General features: G+C 71.7%; 20 protein-coding genes and 1 pseudogene. 9 read left to right on the top strand and 12 right to left on the bottom strand.

From position 1 onward, the window contains the following. The 3 genes from QT196_RS11640 to QT196_RS11630 all read left to right on the top strand — a co-directional run bounded on the left by QT196_RS11640 (position 1) and on the right by QT196_RS11630 (position 3,085). On the top strand, positions 1-1,602 hold the full coding sequence (locus QT196_RS11640) for a glycoside hydrolase family 13 protein (RefSeq protein WP_290354851.1): 1,602 nt from the start codon (positions 1-3) through the stop codon (positions 1,600-1,602). Next, positions 1,590-2,654 (top strand): LacI family DNA-binding transcriptional regulator, encoded by a 1,065-nt coding sequence (locus tag QT196_RS11635; RefSeq protein WP_290354850.1) that lies wholly within the window; start codon positions 1,590-1,592, stop codon positions 2,652-2,654. The genes QT196_RS11640 and QT196_RS11635 overlap by 13 nt, the downstream gene beginning before the upstream one ends. A 77-nt stretch (positions 2,655-2,731) precedes the next feature. Beyond that, on the top strand, positions 2,732-3,085 hold the full coding sequence (locus QT196_RS11630; RefSeq protein WP_168478799.1) for a hypothetical protein: 354 nt from the start codon (positions 2,732-2,734) through the stop codon (positions 3,083-3,085). A gap of 61 nt (positions 3,086-3,146) precedes the next feature. On the opposite strand, the gene QT196_RS11625 is transcribed toward QT196_RS11630, so the two are convergent. Both QT196_RS11625 and QT196_RS11620 read right to left on the bottom strand, forming a co-directional pair. Then, on the bottom strand, positions 3,147-3,395 hold the full coding sequence (locus QT196_RS11625) for a DUF397 domain-containing protein (protein ID WP_290354849.1): 249 nt from the start codon (positions 3,393-3,395) through the stop codon (positions 3,147-3,149). Then, a pseudogene (locus tag QT196_RS11620) lies at positions 3,392-4,060 on the bottom strand (DUF5753 domain-containing protein); the annotation flags it as partial. The pseudogene QT196_RS11620 and the gene QT196_RS11625, both read right to left, overlap by 4 nt. Between QT196_RS11620 and QT196_RS11615 the strand changes: the two are divergent. From QT196_RS11615 to pulA, 3 genes are all read left to right on the top strand, one after another. Then, entirely contained in the window at positions 4,060-4,341 is a 282-nt protein-coding gene (locus tag QT196_RS11615) for an ATP-binding protein (protein ID WP_356948509.1), read from the top strand. The pseudogene QT196_RS11620 and the gene QT196_RS11615 sit on opposite strands and share 1 nt — an antisense overlap. A 403-nt stretch (positions 4,342-4,744) precedes the next feature. After that, on the top strand, positions 4,745-5,116 hold the full coding sequence (locus tag QT196_RS11610; RefSeq protein WP_168478794.1) for a nuclear transport factor 2 family protein: 372 nt from the start codon (positions 4,745-4,747) through the stop codon (positions 5,114-5,116). A gap of 331 nt (positions 5,117-5,447) precedes the next feature. Then, complete coding sequence (gene pulA / locus QT196_RS11605; RefSeq protein ID WP_356948464.1) at positions 5,448-8,105, top strand: pullulanase-type alpha-1,6-glucosidase; 2,658 nt, start codon at positions 5,448-5,450, stop codon at positions 8,103-8,105. Here the strand turns inward: pulA and QT196_RS11600 are convergent. After that, positions 8,059-10,236 carry an NACHT domain-containing protein gene (locus QT196_RS11600; RefSeq protein ID WP_290354848.1) on the bottom strand — a complete coding sequence of 726 codons (2,178 nt, stop codon included), beginning with the start codon at positions 10,234-10,236 and terminating at the stop codon, positions 8,059-8,061. The two genes, pulA and QT196_RS11600, sit on opposite strands and share 47 nt — an antisense overlap. A gap of 65 nt (positions 10,237-10,301) precedes the next feature. After that, positions 10,302-11,201: a DUF6801 domain-containing protein gene (locus tag QT196_RS11595; RefSeq protein WP_290354847.1), complete on the bottom strand. Its 900-nt coding sequence runs from the start codon at positions 11,199-11,201 to the stop codon at positions 10,302-10,304. Positions 11,202-11,679: 478 nt separating this feature from the next. On the opposite strand from QT196_RS11595, the gene QT196_RS11590 reads away from it, so the two are divergent. Together QT196_RS11590 and QT196_RS11585 are read left to right on the top strand one after the other, a co-directional pair. Further along, positions 11,680-12,558: a helix-turn-helix domain-containing protein gene (locus QT196_RS11590; RefSeq protein WP_348772220.1), complete on the top strand. Its 879-nt coding sequence runs from the start codon at positions 11,680-11,682 to the stop codon at positions 12,556-12,558. A gap of 146 nt (positions 12,559-12,704) precedes the next feature. Continuing rightward, complete coding sequence (locus QT196_RS11585) at positions 12,705-13,613, top strand: PE-PPE domain-containing protein (protein ID WP_168478789.1); 909 nt, start codon at positions 12,705-12,707, stop codon at positions 13,611-13,613. 4 nt (positions 13,614-13,617) lie between these two features. Here QT196_RS11585 and QT196_RS11580 read toward each other — a convergent pair whose 3' ends face one another. From QT196_RS11580 to QT196_RS11555, 6 genes are all read right to left on the bottom strand, one after another. Continuing rightward, a complete protein-coding gene (locus QT196_RS11580) occupies positions 13,618-14,280 on the bottom strand; it encodes a TetR/AcrR family transcriptional regulator (RefSeq protein ID WP_290354846.1) in 663 nt (220 codons plus the stop codon). Between the two features lie 45 nt (positions 14,281-14,325). Then, positions 14,326-14,859, bottom strand: coding sequence for a GNAT family N-acetyltransferase (locus tag QT196_RS11575; protein WP_290354845.1), 534 nt, complete (start codon positions 14,857-14,859; stop codon positions 14,326-14,328). A gap of 445 nt (positions 14,860-15,304) precedes the next feature. Then, positions 15,305-15,991 carry a TetR/AcrR family transcriptional regulator gene (locus QT196_RS11570; protein WP_266730511.1) on the bottom strand — a complete coding sequence of 229 codons (687 nt, stop codon included), beginning with the start codon at positions 15,989-15,991 and terminating at the stop codon, positions 15,305-15,307. 47 nt (positions 15,992-16,038) lie between these two features. Beyond that, positions 16,039-17,124 carry a PDR/VanB family oxidoreductase gene (locus QT196_RS11565; protein ID WP_290354844.1) on the bottom strand — a complete coding sequence of 362 codons (1,086 nt, stop codon included), beginning with the start codon at positions 17,122-17,124 and terminating at the stop codon, positions 16,039-16,041. Position 17,125: 1 nt separating this feature from the next. Then, entirely contained in the window at positions 17,126-18,040 is a 915-nt protein-coding gene (locus QT196_RS11560; RefSeq protein ID WP_168478785.1) for a metal-dependent hydrolase, read from the bottom strand. 54 nt (positions 18,041-18,094) lie between these two features. Next, positions 18,095-18,730, bottom strand: coding sequence for a TetR/AcrR family transcriptional regulator (locus tag QT196_RS11555; RefSeq protein ID WP_290354843.1), 636 nt, complete (start codon positions 18,728-18,730; stop codon positions 18,095-18,097). A 108-nt stretch (positions 18,731-18,838) separates the two neighbouring features. Here QT196_RS11555 and QT196_RS11550 point away from each other — a divergent pair, with 108 nt between their 5' ends. Further along, positions 18,839-19,261, top strand: a complete 423-nt coding sequence (locus tag QT196_RS11550) for a DUF4345 domain-containing protein (RefSeq protein WP_168478783.1) — start codon at positions 18,839-18,841, stop codon at positions 19,259-19,261. Between the two features lie 33 nt (positions 19,262-19,294). Here QT196_RS11550 and QT196_RS11545 read toward each other — a convergent pair whose 3' ends face one another. Beyond that, positions 19,295-21,274, bottom strand: coding sequence for a hypothetical protein (locus QT196_RS11545; protein ID WP_266730502.1), 1,980 nt, complete (start codon positions 21,272-21,274; stop codon positions 19,295-19,297). Positions 21,275-21,372: 98 nt separating this feature from the next. Next, entirely contained in the window at positions 21,373-21,603 is a 231-nt protein-coding gene (locus tag QT196_RS11540; RefSeq protein ID WP_085925337.1) for a DUF397 domain-containing protein, read from the bottom strand. Positions 21,604-21,643: the final 40 nt, after the last annotated feature.

Genomic DNA, 21,643 nt, shown 5'->3' with positions numbered 1-21,643 from the left:
ATGACTTCACCGCACCACGTCACTCCTGACAATGCCGCCCCCGCCACCGACTGGTGGCGCGACGCGGTGATCTACCAGGTCTATCCGCGCAGCTTCGCCGACGCCAACGGGGACGGCATGGGGGACCTGGCCGGCGTCCGCAGCCGGCTGCCGTACCTGCGCGACCTGGGCGTGGACGCCGTCTGGCTCAGCCCGTTCTACGCCTCTCCGCAGGCCGACGCCGGTTACGACGTCGCCGACTACCGCGCCATCGACCCGATGTTCGGCACCCTGCCCGACGCCGAGGCCGTCATCCGGGACGCCCACGCCCTGGACCTGCGCATCATCGTCGACCTCGTCCCCAACCACTGCTCCGACCAGCACGAATGGTTCCGGCGCGGGCTGGCGGAGGGCCCGGGGTCGGTCCTGCGCGAGCGCTTCCACTTCCGTAAGGGGCGGGGCCAGAACGGCGAGGAGCCGCCCAACGACTGGGAGTCCCTCTTCGGCGGCCCCGCCTGGACCCGGGTCCCCGACGGAGAGTGGTACCTCCACCTCTTCGCGCCCGAACAGCCCGACTTCAACTGGGACCACCCCGCCGTCCAGGACGAGTTCCGCTCCATCCTGCGCTTCTGGCTGGACCTGGGCGTCGACGGCTTCCGGGTCGATGTGGCCCATGGCCTGGTCAAGGCCCCCGGCCTGCCCGACATGGGCCACGGCGAACAGCTGAAACTGCTCGGCAACCAGGTGCTGCCGTTCTTCGACCAGGACGGCGTCCACGACATCTACCGCTCCTGGCGCACCGTCCTCGACGAGTATCCCGGCGAGCGGATCGCGGTCGCCGAGGCATGGGCCCCCACCGCGGAACGCACCTCCCTCTACGTCCGCCCCGACGAACTCCACCAGGCCTTCAACTTCCATTACCTGAACACGGGCTGGGACGCGGCCGCCCTCCGCGAGGCGATCGACTCCTCCCTAGACGCCATGCGCCCCGTGGCGGCGCCCACCACCTGGGTGCTGTCCAACCACGACGTCGTACGCCACCGCACCCGGCTCGGCGGCGGCCTGGACCGCGCCCGCGCCGCCACCCTCCTGATGCTGGCGCTGCCCGGCTCCGCCTACCTCTACCAGGGCGAGGAACTGGGCCTGCCCGAGGTCACCGACCTCCCCGACGAGGTCCGCCAGGACCCCTCGTTCTTCCGGGACAGCGGCCAGGAGGGCCTGCGCGACGGCTGCCGGGTGCCGCTCCCGTGGAGCGGCGACACCGCCCCGTACGGCTTCGGCGACGGCGGCAGCTGGCTGCCGCAGCCGGGCGACTGGGCGGGGCTCACCGTCGAGGCCCAGACCGGCGACCCGGACTCGACCCTGGAGCTGTACCGCACCGCCCTCGCGCTGCGGCGCGGCCATCCGGGCCTCGGCGCGGGGGAGTCGGTCGAGTGGCTGGACGCCCCCGACGGTGTCCTGGCCTTCCGCCGCCCCGGCGGCCTGATCTGCACCGTCAACACGACGGAGAGCCCCGCCCCGCTGCCCGCCCCCGGCCGGATCCTGCTCGCCTCCCGCCAACTCAACGCCGCCGAGGGGGACTTCGAGCTGCCCGCCGACACCGCCGTCTGGTGGGAGGAGTGACCCTGCCCGATCTCCACACCGCCCCCCGGCTCTCCGACATCGCCGCCCAGGCGGAGGTCAGCGAGGCGACCGTCAGCCGGGTCCTGAACGGCAAGGCGGGCGTGGCGGCGAGCACCCGGCAGCGGGTGCTCGCCGCGCTCGACGTACTCGGCTACGAACGTCCCGTACGGCTGCGGCGCCGCAGTGCCGGGCTGGTCGGCCTGGTCATCCCCGAGCTGACCAATCCGATCTTCCCCGCCTTCGCCCAGATCATCGAGCAGTCGCTGGCCGGCCACGGCTACACCCCGGTGCTGTGCACCCAGATGCCGGGCGGGGCCACCGAGGACGAACTCGTCGAGCAGCTGGAGGAACGCGGTGTCACCGGCATCGTCTTCCTCTCCGGCCTGCACGCCGACACCCGCGCCGACCCCACCCGCTACACCCGGCTGGCCTCCCGCGGCGTCCCGTTCGTCCTCATCAACGGCTACAACGACCGCATCGACGCCCCGTTCGTCTCACCCGACGACGGCGCGGCGGCCCGGATGGCCGTGCGCCACCTGGCCGAACTGGGGCACGAGCGGATCGGGCTGGCCGTCGGCCCGGCCCGCTATGTGCCCTCCCGCCGCAAGGCCGACGGCTTCGTGGCGGCACTGGCGGAGTCGTTCGGCCTGTCGAGGGGGCAGGCCGACCGGCGCGTCCAGCACACCCTGTTCAGCGTCGAGGGTGGCCATGCGGCAGCCGCGGCACTGCTCGACGAAGGCTGTACCGGCGTTGTCTGCGGCAGCGACCTGATGGCGTTGGGCGTGGTGCGGGCGGCGCGCCAGCGCGGCCTGGCCGTCCCGGGCGACGTCTCGGTCGTCGGCTTCGACGACTCCCAGCTGATCGCCTTCACCGACCCCCCGCTGACCACGGTGCGCCAGCCGGTGCAGGCGATGGCGACGGCGGCGGTGGGGGCGTTGATCGAGGAAATCCACGAACGCGCCCAGGGGCGTCAGGCCCCGCCGCAGCGCACGGAGTTCGTCTTCCGGCCGGAGCTGGTGGTGCGGGGGTCGACGGGGCCGGTCCGAGAATGAACCGATAGGTGAAACATAACGCCGGTGCCTAGCGTCCCTCCCCGGACGAGTTGTCATTCCGGAAGGAAGAGAACGACGTGAAGATGCGCAGGAACGCGGGACGCACACTGGCCATGGGCGCCATGGCCGCTTCCCTTCTGGTCCTGGGAACGGGTGCGGCGAACGCCGCGACCGGCACCCTGGAGTTCTCCGGGAACGGTGAGCGGACGCTGACCAACCCCACGGACGGGACCTGCTACAAGCTCGCCAAGAGCTCGCCGACGGGCTCGCGGGGCTACAAGACGATCACCAATCACACCAACAAGAAGGTGACCTGGTACACCGTGGACAACTGCCAGGGAGACGGCTCGGCCGTCGCCCCCGGGGAGACCTCGGAGGCCAGCGGCACCTGGTGGCCGTACGTCTCCATCCGGTACGTCAAGATCGGCTGATCGCGGGGCCCGGGGCCGCGGTCGGCCTTCCGCCGTGGCCCCGGGGCCGACTCCTGCGGCGTCAGGCCAGTTCGAGGGTGTACCCGACGAACGCCGCCCAGGCCTCGGCGGGCACCGCGAGCGAAGGGCCCGCCTTGTCCTTGGAGTCGCGGATGTGGACGGTGGCGGGGCAGGTGGCGATCTCGACGCAGTCGTCGCCGGAGTCGCCGCTGTAGCTGGACTTGTACCAGGAGAGGGCGACTTCCACGCAGTCGTCGCCGGAGCTGCCGCTGTAGCTGCTCTTGAACCAGGCCAGTTCGGTGGTCTTCATAGCGCTCCTCGCATCTGCGTCAGCAGGCTCCGGGAGTCCTCGGGGGTGAGGGCCTGCGAACGCAGTTTCGCATAGCGCATGTGCAGTGTGCTGATGGTCTTCGCGTCAGAAATGAGGAGGCCGGATTCCTGCCCCTCGGAGTAGGCGTACCACCGGTTGCTCGGGGTCTCCAGCAGCCGCATCGGCCCGTCCATCCCCGCATGAACTCCCCTCGCCAGCGGCACGAGTTGCAGCTCGACGTTCCGGAGCCTCGTGCTCTCCAGTACATAGTCGAGGAGTTCCCGGAAGACGTCCACGCCGCCCGTCCGCCGCAGAAAGACATGCTCGTCGACGATGAAGCTGAAGGCTGTGTTCGGCCGGTCCCGCAGCAGCTTCTGCCGGTCCAGTCGGGCGGTCACCTGCGTCTCGGTCTCCTTGTCGGTCAGCAGTGGAATGCGGTGCTCGAACAGCTCCCGCGCGTACGCCTCGGTCTGCAACAGCCCTGGTACCAACCGGCATTCGTATGTGTACAGGCTGATCGCCTGCTCCTCCAGCTTGGCCCACTGCCGGAACCACGCGGCTAATCCCGGCTGCCGCGCCAGCTGCGTCGCCATCGCCCGCAGCACCCCGAAGGCGTCCAGGACTCGCTCGGCCCGTTCGATGAACTCCGGCGGCGGGAGCCTGCGTGACGCACGGCCGGGTGCCCGGCCGGGACTTCGAATTGCGCCTCGCGACGCTGTCCTACGCGCACGCCGGTATCGACGCCGTCCGCCCCACGACCCTCCGCATCGAGGTCGCCGACACTCGTACCGAGAAGCGCCCGCCGCAACCCGGCACGCTCGCGCCCCCTCCGCCCGACTCCGAAACCGGCCGCGGCCTGTTCCTCGTGGCCGCGCTCGCCACCTCCTGGACGGTCCTCGACCGGCCCCGGGTCGGCAAGATCGTGCGAGCTGAACTGGACCTGTAGCGGTGCCCGAACTTGGACCTGAGACGTCTCTGTGGCTCGGCTCCCGCTGGAGGGTTCGACGCCGCTGGCACCGCCTGCTGCGGAAAGGCGGCAGGCGACGTCCGTTCTTCGCCGTTGCCCGCCGGTGCGACGGTAACGGGGTGGTGCGGCAGATGTCCGTTCCACCCCGCCCCGGAAGCGCCGCGCGGTCCGCCGGCACCGTGGTCGAAATCGGCCAGTGGCGAGTGGTTGTCGGGGCTGCGCGATTGACCACAGGGCAGGTGCCCGGCGACCGATTACCTCCCAGGTAATCGACGGCCCCCAGGCCGGGCCGTGAGGATCGGGAGTCTTCCGGGCGACACCATCCGACGTTTCGGGTGTGTGCCGGATGCCAGACACCAGTTCCTCGGGGAAAGGAAGTGCCGTGAGCAATATCGCCGACATCGTGGACCGCTACACCGCCGTGTGGAACGAGGTGGATGCCGACCGCCGTAGGAAGGCCGTGGGCGAGCTCTGGGCGAGCGATGGCTATTACGCCAACGTGACCGATGAGTACCGCGGCCGCGACCAGATCCAGCAGGCCATTCACCAGGCGTATAAGGACTTCGTCGAGAAGGGATTCGCCTTCACGGTGCGCGACTACCAGGTGAACCACGGTTCACTGCGCATGACCTGGCACATGGTGCCCGCCGGCGGTGGGGATGTTGCGGCCGTCGGCACGGAGTTCATCGTTCTCGGCCCGGACGGCCTCATCCAGAGCGACTACCAGTTCGTGGACGTGCACCCGACCCGGTAAGTCCGCGCAGTACGACGCCTGCTTTGCCGAACTCATGTAGTGGACACTCGGTCAGCGGCCGTCCGTGCGGGACATCATGGGCCGCCCGCTGCGCACCTACGACGACTGGGTGCGCGGAAGTAGTTGCCTCTTTCGCTGATCCTGGCGAGCTGAGCGATCTCCGCCCGCCCCACATGGGCTGGGTGCCGGTCCGGACGGCCGGGCGCGTAGGGCCCGTTGAGACGGGCCTCCGGCCGTCCGGACCGGCTGTTACGGGAAGGAACGTAACACCCTTGCAATGTCTTGCGTAAGGTCTTGCAACACTGAATCGTCGCGGCTACAACCATGACTCATGTCCTCCACCCCACGCCGGTCCGCCCGACGTCTGGCCGCCGCCCTCGCCCTGACCCTCGGCGCGGCGACCCTGCTCGTCTCCTCCCCGCAGCAGCCGGCCCAGGCGGCGCCGTCCGGCCCGGGCCAGGCCCTGGCCCAGTGGATCGACCGCGACACCGTGGTCTGGAAGGGCGCCGAACGCGCCGCGGCCCAGCTGGAGTTCGGGCCGGACGGGCCCGGCGCGGCCGGGCGGCGCATCCGGCTCGCGCCCGGCACCCTGACCCCGGCCGAGCGCAACGCCTTCCCCCATCTGACGGGCTACCCGGCCTTCACCGTCCACCCCCGCGACCGCGGCCTGGCCCGCACGGTGCTGCGCGGACGGATCGTCGCCACCCAGCACGCGGCGGACGGTCGGAGCCTGACCACCGGCGTCCAGATACCCGGCGTTCTGGATGACCTCTACGGCAGCCGGGCCCAACAGGCCGCGCTGGGGCCGGTGTTCCGCCACGGCCGGCCCACGCTCTCCGTCTGGGCGCCCACCGCCCGCACGGTCGCCCTGGAACTCGACGGCCGTACGGTCCCGATGCGACGCGATGACCGCAGCGGCGTCTGGCGCGTCCAGGGGCAGCGGGACTGGGCCGGGAAGCCGTACCGCTACCTGGTCACGGTCTTCGCGCCCACCGTCGGCAAGACCGTCACCAACAAGGTCACCGACCCCTACTCCACCGCCCTGACCGCCGATTCGGCCCGCAGTCTCGTCACCGACCTCGACGATCCGCGGCTCGCCCCGGACGGCTGGGCACGGCTGGCGAAGCCCGCCGCGGTGCCGCTGCGCCGGGCCCGCATCCAGGAGCTGCACGTCCGGGACTTCTCCGTCGAGGACCGGACCTCCCGCCACCCGGGGCAGTACCTCGCCTTCACCGACCGGCGCTCGGACGGGATGCGGCACCTGCGTTCCCTCGCCCGGTCCGGCACCTCCTACGTCCATCTGCTGCCCGCCTTCGACTTCGCCACCGCACCCGAGCGGCGCGCCGACCAGGCCCGTCCCGGCTGCGACCTCACCTCGTACGCCCCCGACTCCGACCGCCAGCAGGACTGCGTGACCAAGACCGGCGGCCGCGACGCCTACAACTGGGGTTACGACCCGCTGCACTACACCGTCCCGGAGGGGTCCTACGCGTCCGACCCGGGCGGGACGGCCCGGACCGTGGAGTTCCGGCGGATGGTCCAGGGGCTGAACGGCGCCGGGCTGCGTACCGTCATGGACGTCGTCTACAACCACACCGCCGCGAGCGGCCAGGATTCGCGCTCCGTACTGGACCGCATCGTTCCCGGCTACTACCAGCGGCTGCTCGACGACGGCGGGGTGGCCACCTCCACCTGCTGCTCCGGGACCGCGCCCGAGCACACCATGATGGGCAAGCTCGTCGTCGACTCGGTCGTCACCTGGGCCAGGGAGTACAAGGTCGACGGCTTCCGGTTCGACCTCATGGGCCACCACCCGAAGGCCAACATCCTCGCCGTCAGGAAGGCCCTCGACGCGCTGACCCCGCAGAAGGACGGCGTCGACGGCAAGAAGATCGTCCTCTACGGCGAGGGCTGGAACTTCGGCGAGGCCGCGAACGACGCCCGCTTCGTCCAGGCCACCCAGCGGAACATGGCCGGCACCGGCATCGCCACCTTCAACGACCGCGCCCGGGACGCGGTGCGCGGCGGCGGCCCCTTCGACGCCGACCCCCGCATCCAGGGCTTCGCCTCGGGCCTGTACACCGACCCCAACTCATCGAAGGAGAACGGCACTCCGGCCGAGCAGCGCGCCCGGCTCCTCCACTACCAGGACCTCCTCAAGGTCGGCCTCACCGGCAACCTCGCCGACTACACCTTCACCGACACCACCGGCCACCGTGTCAAGGGCTCCCAGGTCGACTACAACGGCGCCCCCGCCGGGTACGCCGCCGCCCCCGGTGACGCGCTCGCCTACGCCGACGCCCACGACAACGAAACCCTCTACGACGCCCTCGCCTACAAACTCCCGCCGCACACCGGCCCCGCCGACCGCGCCCGGACGCAGGTCCTGGCCCTCGCCACCGCGGCCCTCTCCCAAGGACCCGCACTCTCCCAGGCCGGCTCCGACCTCCTGCGCTCCAAGTCCCTGGACCGCAACTCCTTCGACAGCGGCGACTGGTTCAACGCCCTGCACTGGAACTGCGCCGACGGCAACGGCTTCGGCCGCGGTCTGCCCCCGGCCGCCGACAACAAGGACAAGTGGCCCTACGCCCGGCCCCTACTGGCCGACCCCGCGCTCCGGCCCGACTGTGCCACCATCCGCGGCGCCTCCGCCGCCTACCGCGACCTGCTCCGTATCCACGCCACGGAACCGGCCTTCGGCCTGTCCACCACCGCCCGCGTCCAGTCCGCGCTGTCCTTCCCGCTCTCCGGCAAGGACGAGACCCCCGGCGTCCTCACCATGCGCCTCGGCGACCTCGTCGTCGTCCTCAACGCCACCCCGGACCGGCAGCACCAGACCGTCCACGACCTCGCGGGCGAGCGCTACGCCCTGCACCCCGTCCAGGCCCACGGCGCCGACCGCACCACCGCCACCGCGTCCTACGCACCCGCCTCGGGCACCTTCACGGTCCCGGGACGCACGGTGGCGGTCTTCCGCCGGGGTCAGTAGAAGCCGACTGGTGCGGCGGGGCGTGGTGGATGGGGCCGCGGGTGAGGAAGTCCTGGAGCTCGCGGTGGCGGAACTGGTAGGCGTTCCCGGCGGTGCGCGTCAGACCCGCGTCGCAGCACCAGTCGAGGAAACGGCCGAGGCGCCAGGGCAGTGGTTGGCTGGACCACCAGCGGCGGGTGCAGAGCAGGAAAGCCGTGTAGCGGACACCTGCGGCGCCGAGGGCCGGTCCGGCGCCGGTCCTGAACAGGGGGCCGAACGCACGCCAGGGCCTGAACAGCGCGTCGAGTGCGCCCCGGTAGCCGCATCTGAACAGGCGGTTGTAGAGGAGCGCGAGCGCACGCCCGCCGCCGAGACCGAACAGCAGCATGTAGATGAGTACGGCCCCGAGCGCAAATACGGGGCCCAGGGCGAACCAATAGAAAGGGACGAACCCGAGCCCGACCACGAGGCCGGTCGCGAACCCGGTCACGAGGTCGTCCCGCACCATGCCGCGCGGCGACGCGTTTCCGTGCGACCTGCGCTCTTCGGGTGCGTCCGAGAGCACGCCCGCCAGTCCGGCTCCCACCATCGCTCCACCGGCGAGCCCTACCAGCAATCCGTAGCCGAGCCCGATCACCGGCCCGACGACATTCCCCATGTCGACCACGACGACGAGCCCGCCCCAGAAGAGCCCACCCACCAGCCCGTTCACGAGCTGTTGCCTTCCCGCAGGGGTTTTGGCAGTGACTCGTTCCAGCCGGGACGGCATGGGCCACGGCGGGATTCCGGTGAGCAGACTGCCCACCACCATGAGTGTCACGTTCCCTGCGTACACCTTCCAGTCATCGAGCAGGGCGGCAGGCAGGTCAGCGGTGGCCCACAGCACGAGGGTCAGCAGGACGTGGACGGTGCGGGCGCGGTGGTGGCCGGTGAGCGGCCACAGTTCATGGAGTACGAGGTCGGTGCCCGAGAGACGCCGTCCGGCCACATCGCGGGCGCTGGTGGTGTTGGCGTGCAGGTAGCCGGCGAGGACCGTCAGCCAGGTGCGTACCTGGAGCCGGGTGTAGGGCGCTGTCGTGGCGCCTGTGGAGGAAGCGGCAAGGATGAACAGATTCAGCAGGTGGTCCCGGATCTGCTCGGGGCTCCGGAGGGTGGGCTCGAGGAGATCCACGGGGTCACGGGCCCAGCTACCGTCGCGGTGACGAGCGTCGTAAACGGCGAGGGCCAGGGTCAGCCGCCAGGGTGTGGACAGGCCCCGGGCCAGTGGACCGGCCGGGGCGGCGTGGAGTGCGTTCAGGACGGGTTCCCAGCGGGCCGGCTTGCGGGCGCGAGCGGTGACGAACGCCTCGGTCGCGGCCAGGCTGACGGGGGCGATGTCGATACGGGAGGCGTCCTCTGCCCACATATCGGCACCTTCGAGAGCGGCGTAGGGGGTGCTGCGGCAGGTGAGGACGAGCTGGCCCTTGGTGGTGCCATGGACGTAGCGGTTCATGGCCTCCAAAGCGGCTGCGGCGCGGGAGGCGCGCCCGGGAGTCTCACCGGCGTCCATTTCGTCGAGCCCGTCGAGCACGGGGAGGATCAGCCGGGCGGCGACCAGGGCGGCCGCTGCGGTGGGGCGCAGCCGGTAGGTACGGGTGAGATGGTCGGCGAGCCAGTCGTCGAGCGTGTTCCGGTCGGGGTCGAAGGTGGACAACGACAGGCGTACGGGAACGGGGCCGCCCAGCGCGCGGTCGGCGAGAAGAAGCAGTATGAGGTGGAGGGCGAGCACGGTTTTGCCGGCTCCGGGTACGCCGGTGATGACGAGACGGCCGGGCCGGAGGGCCTGGTAGTAGGTGGCGACTTCTTGCAACGTGCCGTGGGGTGCTGCGCCGGTGCCGTGGTGGGCGGGGGAGGGCAGGAAGGTGAACTCGACGTTGATGGTGCGGTCGCTGCCGCCGAGGAGTCTCTGGCGGACTTCCTCCTCGCGCTTCCTGACGTCGACGGCGAGTCGGTCGGCGAGTCCGGCGGTGTCGGTGTCCTGCCAGGCCTGGGAGAGCGTCGCCTGGTGCAGGCCCGCTACCGCCAGCATCAGGCTGACCAGCCCGACCGCCAACCCGCCCGGGTCCACCTCCCCGGTTCCCGCGCGGGCGGCCATGGTGACCGCCACCCCCACGGTCACCACCGTCAGCGCCAGCCATCCCCACCGCGTGTGACGTGCCGTGGCAGGGTTCGCCCTGGTCACCTGCTGCGTGAGCGGAAGCGGAAGGCGGCGGCCACGGCCATGGTGCCCAGGACAACAGTTCCCGCAGCCAGCGCGATCAGACGCGTGGTGCCCTGGCTGCCGGTCGTCGCCAGGTTGGCGGAGGGGCCAGCCGGGCCTTCCGTGGTCGCGCCCGCCCTCCCACCTCCGCCCGGGCTCTGCGACCCGGTGGTGCCGGAGGTGGCCGTCTCAGCCGTCCCGGACGGGTCCGGGCCGGCCGTCGTTCCCTTCCCGGTGATGCCGAGCGATGCCACGACGTGGTGTTGCCGGGGATCCAGTTTGCACGGCACATCGAGCTTGACCGTCATGACGCCGCTCGCGGTGACGTGCACGGTGAGGTCACCGATGGTGATTTTCGCCCTGCCCGGTTGGCTGAAGGTGCGGCTCGGCGCGGCGCCGGTCGCCTTGACCAAGAACGGTCCGGACTCCGGGACGTGGGTCCTGGCCACGTGGAACGGCACTCTGAGGTTGGTGTCGCCCTCGGGCGCTGTCACCCGGACCTTCGCTTCCACGGTGCCCTGGATGGTCTTGATGCCGGCCCTGCGCAGCCCTTTCGTGTCAGCCGCCTTCACCGGCACCGCCGCACGGATGACGAATTTCGGGGTGGGCCTGGCGACCGCAGCCGACGTCGGGACATCCGAGTCGATCTTCACCGTGGCCGGCCGGTCGTGGGCCGCCAGAACCGAGCAGGTGTACCGCAGTTCGAGCGATAACGGGTCCGCGGCTGCGGGTCCGGCTCCGAACACTCCCACGCTTGCGCCCGCAACCCCTACCGCCATCGTCAGTCCCCAGGCTCTACGGGCCACTGGACCGCTCGGGACGGCACGGGATGTCCTGTGCTGCTCACGCAGGTTCTGGATCAGCTTGTCACTTGCCATCTTGGTCCTCGGTCAAGTACTTGGGTCTCTGGACAAGGCCCACGGGTTCGTCCACCAGGTGGGGCGGTTGCGGGACCCGTCGCACCTCAGCCGGCGGGGACCCGCCTTGCCCTGGCGCACAGCGGATCCGGTGACCGATCGTAGGACTGGATCGCCCGCCGGAATTGCCCGCGCGCGTAAGGAAATTGTCACAGTGCGCAACAGTGAGGTCAGCGCACACCTGCACGCATCGATCCGCCCATGGCGCGCGCTGCCCGGACCGCACCGCCCTTCACTAGAATTCGCGGCACCACCCGGGGGGCTCAGTCCGTGAGCGCGAGAACCGACTCCGGCGGTGCACGCTGTGAGAAGGCCGCGGTGAAGGGTGTCTTCGATGGCCTTGGGAACCTACGTTGTGGATTCGTGGACAACCCGGGACGTGGCGTCGCATGAGCGCACCGATCTCTGGGCCGAGCGCGTGACGTCGTATCAAAGCCGGATGAGCTATAGGTACCCGCACACCGACGACTTTCATGCGGGCACGATCCGGCAGTGCACCGACACCTATCAGCTCGTCCAGTGGTGGTCGGACACGATCAAGTACACCCGGACCGCGGGCCAGGTGCGGCACGAGCCGGACGAGGACTACCGCTTGCTGCTACCGGTCGCCGGAGAGCTGGTGCTGCGGCAGGACGACCAGGAGCTACGGCTGGTGCCGGAGGCCGGGTGTCTGCTCACGTTCGCCGCACCGTTCGAGATCCTCCAAGACGACTCCATGCGGGCGTTCATCATGTCGATCCCCGCTCAGGAGGTGAACGGGCGGTTGAACCGGTCGTCGCCGCTCGCTACGGGCCTCGACCTGACCTCCGGCCTGGGGCGGGTGGTGGGCGGCATGCTGACCGGCCTGCATGAGGAGCGTGACACCCTCACCAGCGGCCAGTTCGACGCGGTGTCGGACCGGTTGGTCGAGTTGCTGTGCATGCTCGTCGCGGGCGACGACCGCCCCACCGCACCGGGCCATCTGGCCGAGGTGGAGACGGTGGTCCGCCGGTACATCCGCGAGCACGCGGCCGACCCCGACATGACCGGTGCCTCCATGGCAGAGGCGCTGGGCTGGTCGCTGCGCCAGGTGCAGTTGGCCCTTCAGCATGCCGGGACGACCCCCCGCGAGCTGATCCGCGAGGAGCGGCTGCGGTTGGTACGGGACCGGCTGCGGGCACCCGCGTACCGGCATATGACGATCACCGAGCTGGCGTACGCGTCGGGCTTCTCCTCCTCCAGCGCGCTCAGCACCGCATTCCGGCAGCGCTTCGGGGTGTGCCCCCGCGAGATGCGGCACGCGGGCCCCCGGTCCGTTAGTGATACGCGCCGGAGCTGATTGACGGCCCCAGCCCTCCGGCCGAACCGGCCGCGGCCAGACTTTCACGAACACCTCTGTTCGCGGAACCTCTCTCGACGCTACCTTTGGCGTCGCACGGGGGCGGAACTCCCGTTCCCCCCAAGCCGATTCGAGACGAGGTGCACATGCGAAGGACCCGATCGTTACTCGCGATACTTGTCGCGCTGCCCGTCCTGGGGCTGAGCGCACCGCAAGCCGTCGCGGCCGCCCCACAGGCGCGGACCCGGGCCGACTGCCCGAACACGATGATCTTCGAGGTCGGGGGTCACCTCGATGGCGATGCCACGGTCTACGACCGCAGCAACGCCGCGCTCCCCGAAGGGGTTTCGTTCACCAAAATCCACTACTCGGCGTCCATCGCTCCCTACCCCGGCGACCCCAAGACACTGGACGACTCCGTGGCCGAGGGCATCGCCACGCTCGACGCGGCGGTGAAGACCTTCCACGGCGCATGCTCCGCCAGTCACGTGACCATCGCAGGCTACTCGCAGGGCGCGATCGTCGCCGGTGATGAGCTGGCCGCCCTCTCCAGCAGCGACGCCGTCCCGCACGACCAGATCAACGGCGTGCTCTACGGCGATCCCCGGCGGCCCGGTGTGGACGGCGGCCCGGGCGGCATCGAAACGAACCTGCCGACGATCCTGCCGGGCATGACCATGAAGGGGCCGCGCGGCTTCGGCGACCTGACGGTCAAGGAGATCTGCAACACCAACGACGGCATCTGCCACTCCGAGAACCTGATCACGAACCTGGCGTGCTTCGCCAACGGCGTGGTCGGCTACTTCACCGGCGACCACGGTTACGACATCGATCCGCACGCCGTCTCGGGCGGCGGCGACCAGCTCCACCGTCAGGCGCCGAAGGTCACGCTCTGCGGCCCCGGGCTACAGATCCCGGGCAAGACGCCCAACGAACTGTTCCACAGCGACCGCACCGCGGCCCGGCACCAGGTGGCCGGATACCGCACGATGCTCAGGCCGCTGCTGCCCGCCGGCCTACAGGGCCAACTGGCGCGCTTCCGCTGGCTCCCCTAGCCGTTCAGCCAAGGAGGCGTACCGCAAGCCGGACGAGCGGATCCTCCAGTCTGCGCAGGTCCGTCAGGTCGTCCGCGACCAGGTGCGCCGTCACCAGCTGCGCGGCGGCCGCGACCAGGGCTTCGCAGGCGAAGATCCGCTCGTCCGCACCGCCCTCGTCTCCCACGTGGAAGATCTCAGCGATGGCGTTGGCAAACCATCGTTGCCACTCCATGCGGATGGCCATCGCCTCGGGCCCGGCGGCGTACACCTCGACGAGGAACAGCCGGGCAAAGGCGGACTGTTCGGTGAGGGTCCGCAGATAGAGGTGCAGCAGTCGGCGGAAGGTTTCCTCCGGGGGCGCCGGCCGGGTTGCCTCCGGAGAGCCCGCCGCCGACTGCCGAGCGGCCTCCAGCAGGCCCGCCAGCTGCTTCGTGGCCGCGTCCAGGGCCTGGACGAAGCAGTCCTCCTTGGAGCGGAACTGCTGGTAGAACGTCTCCCGCGACACCCCGGCGCGCCGGATGATCTCGGCAACCGAGGTCCCCACGTACCCCTTGTCCTTCATTGCCTCGGCGGTGGCGATCAGCATGCGCAGCCGCTGCGACGTCACCACCTGCTCACGGCTGAGGTGGTGCCGGCCGCTGGGCAGCGGCCCGGGCCGGGCAGCATTGCCCCGGGACTCAGCCACTCTTCCCTCCACATATCGGATCGGGCTCAAGGATCTAGGGGCGCCTCAGGCGCCCAGCCGCTTTTCCAGCAGGGTGACGGCGTACCGGCTGCCGCCGTCGCCCTCCTTGGAGTGCTCCCCGACGACGGTGTAACCGGCACCCTCGTAATAGGTGCGCAGCCGCGGGTTGCGGGAGACGCAGTCCAGCCGGGCCCACGGCCGCCCCGCCCCCGCTATCCGCCGCTCGGCGTGCGCCAGCAGCGCACGCCCCGTCCCGGGCGGGGCGTGCCGGCGGTCCACCATCAGCCGGTGCACATAGCCCGCCTCCGGCGGCTGCGGCCCCCACGCGGGCTCGTCCTGCCACCACAGCTCGAACGCACCCACCCGCCGCCCGGCGACCGCCGCGAGCCAGACCTCGCCGTCCTTCTGCCGCAGCCGGAAGTGTTCCTCGTCCTTGTCCCCGGGCTTCCACTGGTCGATCCCGGCCTCCTGCATCCAGCGGGCGGCCCTGTCGTACAGCTCGACCAGGGCCGTGAGGTCGTCGTCGCCACGGGAGCCGGTGCCGGTGCCGGCGGCGAGCCTGAAGGTGATCTCGTTCATGGGGGTGATCCTTCCTTCCCCATTGCGCCTGCGGCGGGCGGGGTCCGCTGCGCGGGGCTGTCGGGGTGCGGTGACGGGCCTCCGGGGTAGGGGTGTGGGACTGCTTCGCTTTATGTCCCACACCCCTACCCCTCCGGCCCGTCCCCTCCCGTTGGGGGGTGGGGAAAAGAAGGCCGGTGGGGGTGCCCGTAGGTGGTCCGGTGCGCCTTGTCGGTCGCAGTGAACTGGTGATGAGTGGCGCGCCCCCACCCACCGTTACTCCCTCCCTCAACGGGAGGGGACGGGCCGGAGGGGTCTGGTGTGTGGACGTAAAGCGAAGCAGTCCACACACCAGGCCCCGGAGGTCCGTCACCGCACCCGACAACCACCCGCCCGCCGCAGGCGCAACGGCGAGGTCCCACACGGCGGGAAAGCCAAAAACGTGGGCCGAAGGCAAAGCGCAGCGCTACGCAATGCGTCCAAGCCGAGCCACAAGATCCGCAAACATCCCGTCCTCCGGCTCATCAGCCAATACGCGGCGGACCACAACGGCCATCTGGCCGTCGTACGCCGCGCTCACCGCCGCCAGCGCAGCGAAATCGTGGACGAGCTGGCGTTCCAGTTCGGCGCGCGGTACGCGGCGGCCGTCCAGCCACAGGAGTGCGGTGGTCTCGGCGAGGGAGACCCAGGAGCGGACCACCAACTCCAGGCGCGGGGCGGGGTCGGGGATGCCGAGGTGGGCCAGGATCTGTTCGTAGGCGGCCTGGCGGACGCCGTCGATCATCGCGCCGGTGCGGGTGGAGCCGATCGCCGGGCCGCCGCGCATCAGGGCCGAGAAGCCGGGGCCGTGCTCGGCCACGAAGTCGAAGAAGCGCTCCATGACCCGCAACAGCCGGGCGCCGAGCGGGCCTTCGTGCGGCTCCACGAAACGGGCGGTGAGTTCCTCGGCGGCCCGGCGCAGCGCGGCCTCGTACAGCTGCTGTTTGCCGGGGAAGTAGTGGTAGACGAGCGGCCGGGAGATACCGGCCGCCTCGGCGACCTCGTCGATCGACACCTCTTCCGGGGAACGGTGGCTGAAGAGGTCCAGCGCGACAGCGATCAGCTGCTCACGCCGCTCCTCGACGCCCATTCTTCGCCGTGTCCCGGTCGTCATGCGGCCACCCTAACGACCTGGGGCGCGGCGCGGAATCGCCGGTCTCATCACAGATCGAGCACAAGACGTCCACCGCGCGCCCGGGAGACGCAGACCAGCAGGGAGTCCGTGCGTTCGGCGTCCGTCAGCAGGTCATCGCGGTGGTCCACCTCTCCGGAGAGCACCCGTTGTTGGCAGGTACCGCAGAATCCCCGCTCGCAGGAGTACGGCAGATCGGGCAGTGCCTGGTCGCGGATGGCCCGCAGCGCGCTGCTGTCCGCGGGCACCGTGACCGTACGGCCGGTGCGCCGCAGCTCGACCTCGAACGGCGCGTTCCCGGCGGCCGGGACGGGGGTGGCCGCCGTGAACCGCTCGGTGTGCAGGGTCAGTCCCTCGGTCACGGCGGGCAGCAGGGCGGCGACCGCGTCCATGAGCGGCTCGGGGCCGCAGCAGTAGACGGCCGCGCCCGGTGGCGCACCGGCGAGTGCCGCCGCCAGGTCGGGGCGTCCGTCCTCGTCCTCGGCGACCACCGTCAGCCGGCCGTCGCCGGGGCCCGCAAGCTGCCGGAGCTCCACCAGGAACGGCATCGAGGCGCGCGACCGCCCGCAGTACAGCAGCCGCCACGGCACCCCGGCCCGCTCGGCCTGCCGCACCATCGGCAGGAGGGGGGTGATGCCGATGCCGCCCGCGAGGAAGAGGTAGGCGGGGCCGTCCCGGAGGGGGAAGCGGTTGCGGGGGCCACGGACGCCGACGAGCGTCCCCTCGTGCAGCCGCTCGTGCACCTCGCGCGAGCCGCCGCGGCCGTCCTCGATCAGCCGGGCGGCGATGGTGTACGAGCCGGGCGTCGCGGGGTCGCCGCACAGGGAGTACTGGCGTACGGCCCCCGAGGGCAGCACCAGATCGAGGTGCGCCCCGGGCTCCCAGCTCGGCAGCCCCTCGCCCGCCAGGCGCAGCCGGACCACGCCCTCGGCCTCCGCCGTACGCTCCACCACCCGCAACTGCCGTGTCCCGGACGCGGTGTGGCCCTGTCCGGAGACCGGGTGCTCCAGCGCGGGCAGCGGCCACAGGGGGGAGGCCTGGATCCGGCGGCGCAGCGCCCGCCGGGCGGCCAGTGCACCCGCGGCGACCAGCACGGCAGTGCGGAGCCGGGGCATCTCAGGCACCTCCGGCGGTACGGGCCTCGGCCGCGGTCGCGGCAGGGGAGGCGGCCAGATAGGCCATGGCCTGCTCGGTGCTGCCGTAGTGGGAGGGGTGGTAGGTGCGGCTCAGGTACTGCGGGATGGAGCGGGCCATGGCCCCGGTCGTCGGCAGCACGCCCCGCCGCCCGGCGCGGACGAACTCCCGGAAGCTCGCCTGCCCGCCGTCCGGCGACGGGTCGTTCGCCAGGAAGAAGCGGGTGCCGCGCTGCCACAGGAAGACCAGTGCGGTGAAGGCGGTGGCCCAGGTGCGGACCCGCCGCCGGTAGCCGCCGTCCAGATGGACGAAGAGATCGAAGGCCACCGAGCGGTGCTCGACCTCCTCCGCGCCGTGCCAGCGCAGCAGATCCAGCATCGTCGGATCGGCGCCCCGCGCGTCCAGGGTGCGGGCGTTGAGCACCCAGTCGCCCAGGAACGCGGTGTAGTGCTCGATGGCGGCGATCAGCGCGACCCGCTCCAGCAGCCACCACCGCCGGGAGCGGCCCGGCGGCAGGGTGCGGTCGCCGAGCAGCTTCTCGAAGAGCCAGTCGACCTGCGCGGTGTACGGGGCCGGGTCCAGGCCCTGCGCCTTGAGGTGCGGCAGCACCTCGTCGTGTGCCTGCGAGTGCATCGCCTCCTGGCCGATGAACCCGATCACGTCCGCCCGCAGCCGGGGATCGCGGATATGCGGCAGCACCTGCTTGTAGACGTGCACGAACCAGCGCTCGCCGGCCGGCAGCAGCAGATGCAGCACATTGATGGTGTGGGTGCTGAACGGATCGCCCGGTATCCAGTGCAACGGGGTGTCCGCCCAGTCGAAGGCGACGTTGCGGGCCTTCAGCGGGGGATGCTCGGACGCGGCCGGCTGGGGCCGCAACGGGGCCGTATTAGACATGGCGTCAATGTACTGGGGGGTAAGGAATGCCGGTACCCCTCGGGCGGGGAAAGGTCAGGGGGTCGCCTGCGGGTCCGCCGGGGGCTCCTCGTCGCCGGTGCACAGCCGGTCGACATCCATCACCGGGCGCAGCGCTCCCAGGAGTGCGCCGACGCACATCTCGCGCAACTCGGTGCGGCTGAAGGTCTGATGCGTCAGCCACTCCACGCAGAGCGTGCGGACGAACACCAGCCAGCTCATCAGGGCCGCCGGCACCAGCTCGCCGGGTCCGGCGCCGAGGCCGGTGGAGTCGAGCAGCCGCCGGCGCAGCTCGGTCAGCTCGTCGGTGATGACGGTCTGGATCACCGGGTCGCCGGCGAGCACCCGGTTCGCCGCGAGCACGGTGTGGCGGTTCGCGGCGAAGTAGTCGATATGGGCGTCGAGTCCGGCGCGCAGCTGCTCGTGCGCGGGGCGGGCCGGATCGAGTTCCGTACGGGTCAGCAGCCGGTCCGCGGCCTGTTGGTAGACCGCGGCGAACAGGTCGCGCTTGTTGGGGAAGTAGCGGTACAGCAGGGCGCGGGAGACGCCCGCCCGTTCGGCGACCTCTTCCATGAACACCTCGTCGTACGGCTTCGCCGCGAAGAGCTGTGCTCCGGTGTCGAGCAGCTGGCTACGGCGCTCGGCGGGGTCGAGTCGGCGGCGTGGGGTCATGGCCCCGAGGTTACTTGACACCTGTCTACTACCGGCCGTACGTTCCCCTCGTTAGTAGACAGGCGTCTACCAGCGGGCATCTGAGGACGGCGAAAGGGTGGCCGGGGCATGGCCGGACTTCTCAAGTGGCTGGCGCTGGCGATGGGGGCCGCCTGTGTGGCGATCGGCGCGTTCCACTTCGCCCTCGGCGTCGACTCCGTACCGGGGGAGGGCACGGCAGGCGCCACCGTCGACAGCCGGGAGCGCTTCTACGGTGCGGTCTTCCTCGGCTACGGCCTCGCCTGGATCCGGACGGCCCGGCGCTCGCCGATCCCGGCCACGGCAGTGCGGTGGCTGGCCGGCCTCTTCCTGCTCGGCGGCCTCGGCCGACTGCTGTCACTGGCCGTCCACGGACCGCCCCAGTCGTTTCAACTCGCGCTGACGGCCCTCGAACTCGCTCTGCCGCCGCTCTACTTCTGGCTGGCGGCCGCCGACGAACGAGCGGTGGCCGCCCGGCCCTCGCCCCGGCGGGCGGAACGCGGGCTTCCCTAGGGGGTGTCGGACCCGGGCCCGTCGGGCCGGACGCTAGCCGATCGCCCCCACCCGCCCCCCGTTCGCCAGCCGCCCCGTTAGTTCTGCCCTGTCGCCCGCCTTTGCCGGGAGGGCCAGCAGGCGGCCCGTTGACTGGCCGGAGATGCCGCCGGTTGCTCTGACCGAGGTGATCTGGGGGCTGCCCGCGGCGAGTAGCCACCAGCGTTTGTCGGCGGCCTTCCAGAGGACGCCGGCCAGGGCGCGGGGGGCGCGGGGGCCGCAGGCGGTGCCGCCCTCGGCGCGGGCCGCGATGGTGCCCGGGGTGTACGGCTTTCCGTGCGGGGTGGGGGTCTGGATCTGGGCCATCGTGCGGCTGCCCGGGCCGCGCCAGGTTTCGGCGCGGGTGCACAGCCAGGCCGCGGTTCCGGCGCCGCCGGGCAGTGGCTGCCGGGCGAACTCCCAGGAGTTGACGGTGCGGACGCCCTGGCCGCGGGCCACGGCCAGCTGGCAGGCCGTGCGGGCCCATGCCGTCCGGGCCTTCGGGGAGGTCACGTCGCCCGGCTTGCGCGGGCTGCCGTACGTCAGGCGGGCGGGGACCAGTTCACCGAGATCGGTCAGCAGCCGGCCGCCCATCCGCAGCGCCGGCCAGGTCGTGCACTGTGCGGTGGGCTGCGCCGTGGGCACCGGATCGGTCACCCCGCCCGCGCCGACCGTCACCTGCTGGTCCACCGCCTCCGGCTTGACCAGATCGACCAGCCGCGCCGACTTCACCCAAGGGGCGGTCAGAAAGCGCACATTGCCCTGGGTGCGGCTCACCACCAGGGCGGTCGCCGAAGCCACCGCCGCGCCGTCCGTACGCGCGAAGTCCAGGGCCGCGCCGGTGCCGTCGCTCTGCCCCTCGCCGTCCGCCGCCTCCGCGTAGCGCACCACCCGCAGCCCGTCGTGCAGGAGCACCACCACGGCATGGTTCACCACCCCCGCGAACAGCAACTGGGCCGGGCCGGCCGCCGGACCGGCCGGGGTGCCGGGGGTCGCCGAGACCTGGACGCCGGCGCCGGGCCTGGCCCATACGGCCAGCGCCCGCCGCAGCAGTGCCCGGTCGTGGATCCGGTCGCCGCGGGCGGGCCAGGTCGCGAAGTCCTGCCGGGCCGCGTGCTTCCAGGCGGTCGCGGAGGACACCGCCAGCTTGCCCGGGTCCAGGGCCGCCTCGGCCGCGGCGTTCCGCGCGTACGGCGGGGCCGCGGCGCCGTCCGGGCCCCAGCCCTCGCCCGGCAGCCCCAGCAGTGCCCCGCAGACCAGCACGGCCGCGCCCGCCGCCAGCACAGCCCGGCCGTGCTGCCGCCGCCGGATCAGATCCGTCGGCCTGGCCTGAAGCGCACAGGGGTCAAACTCCGCCGACTCCAGCAGCGACCGGTCCCGGCTGCCGGCCGGTGTCGTGGCCCGCTCCGCCTCCTCCAGCGCCTCCCGGGGGTGCGCCACCCCGGCCGCCTCCAGCACCCGGCGGGTCTCCGGTGCGCTCAGCCGCTCCAGGTCGCGCAGCACGAACGCCGCCCGGCCCGGCCCGGACAGTGCCGACAGCGCCTGGTCCAGCGCCAGTTCGTCGGCGCCACCGGAGCGCGGGAAGAGCCGCAGGCCCCACACCTGGGGGAGCAGCGGCGGCAGCGGCAGCCACCGGCGGGTCCGGCCGCCGGCCAGGGCGGACCGCAGGACCCGCAGCCGGACGAAGGCGTAGCCGGGGTCGATCGCCGCGTCCGCGCCGGTGCGCGGGGCGGGCAGTCCGGCCCCGCGGGTGGAGCTGCGCTGGCGCGGCAGGGTCCGCTGCACCACGCCGTGGGCGGCCAGCACCCGCCGGCTGCGGCCCGGGCCGGGCGGCAGGACGAGGTAGGCCAGCCGGACCAGCCGGGGGTAGTGCTCCACCAGCGCCGCCTCGGCCTGCTCGACGTCGATGACGTCACCGACGTCCTCCAGGCTGCCGGGGGAGCTGCGGTCCGGGCGCCGGGGTGTCGCCTGCTGCGCTTTCTGCTGCTGCTTCACGTTCCGTGAAACGAGTGAATCCTGTGATGGTCACCGGCCCTCCCCGCACCCCGGGGGGCGCCGGGAGGGCCGGTGACGGGCTGCCGGGAGCGCCGGCCTCAGGGCTGGAGGTCGAACTCGCCGTCCCGTGCGCCGAGGACGAAGGCGCGCCACTCCGCCTCGGTGTAGCGCAGGACCACCTCGGGGTCCGTGGAGTTGCGCATGGCCACCGCGCCCCGCTCCAGGAAGGCGATCTCCACGGCCTCCTCGGAGGCGCCGGGGGCGCGCTGCCAGGTCGCGTCGGAGATGTCGAGGGCGTAGAGCCACTCCTTCTCAGCTGCGGCACTCATACCGTGATCCCCTCGCTCGTGGTGCGTTCCCGGCTCAGCG

This window comes from Streptomyces sp. P9-2B-2 (genome assembly GCF_030406865.1).
Classification (GTDB): Bacteria; Actinomycetota; Actinomycetes; order Streptomycetales; family Streptomycetaceae; genus Streptomyces; species Streptomyces platensis.
The sequence above is the reverse complement of the archived record's forward strand: the minus strand, read 5'-3'. Positions and strand labels throughout refer to the sequence as shown.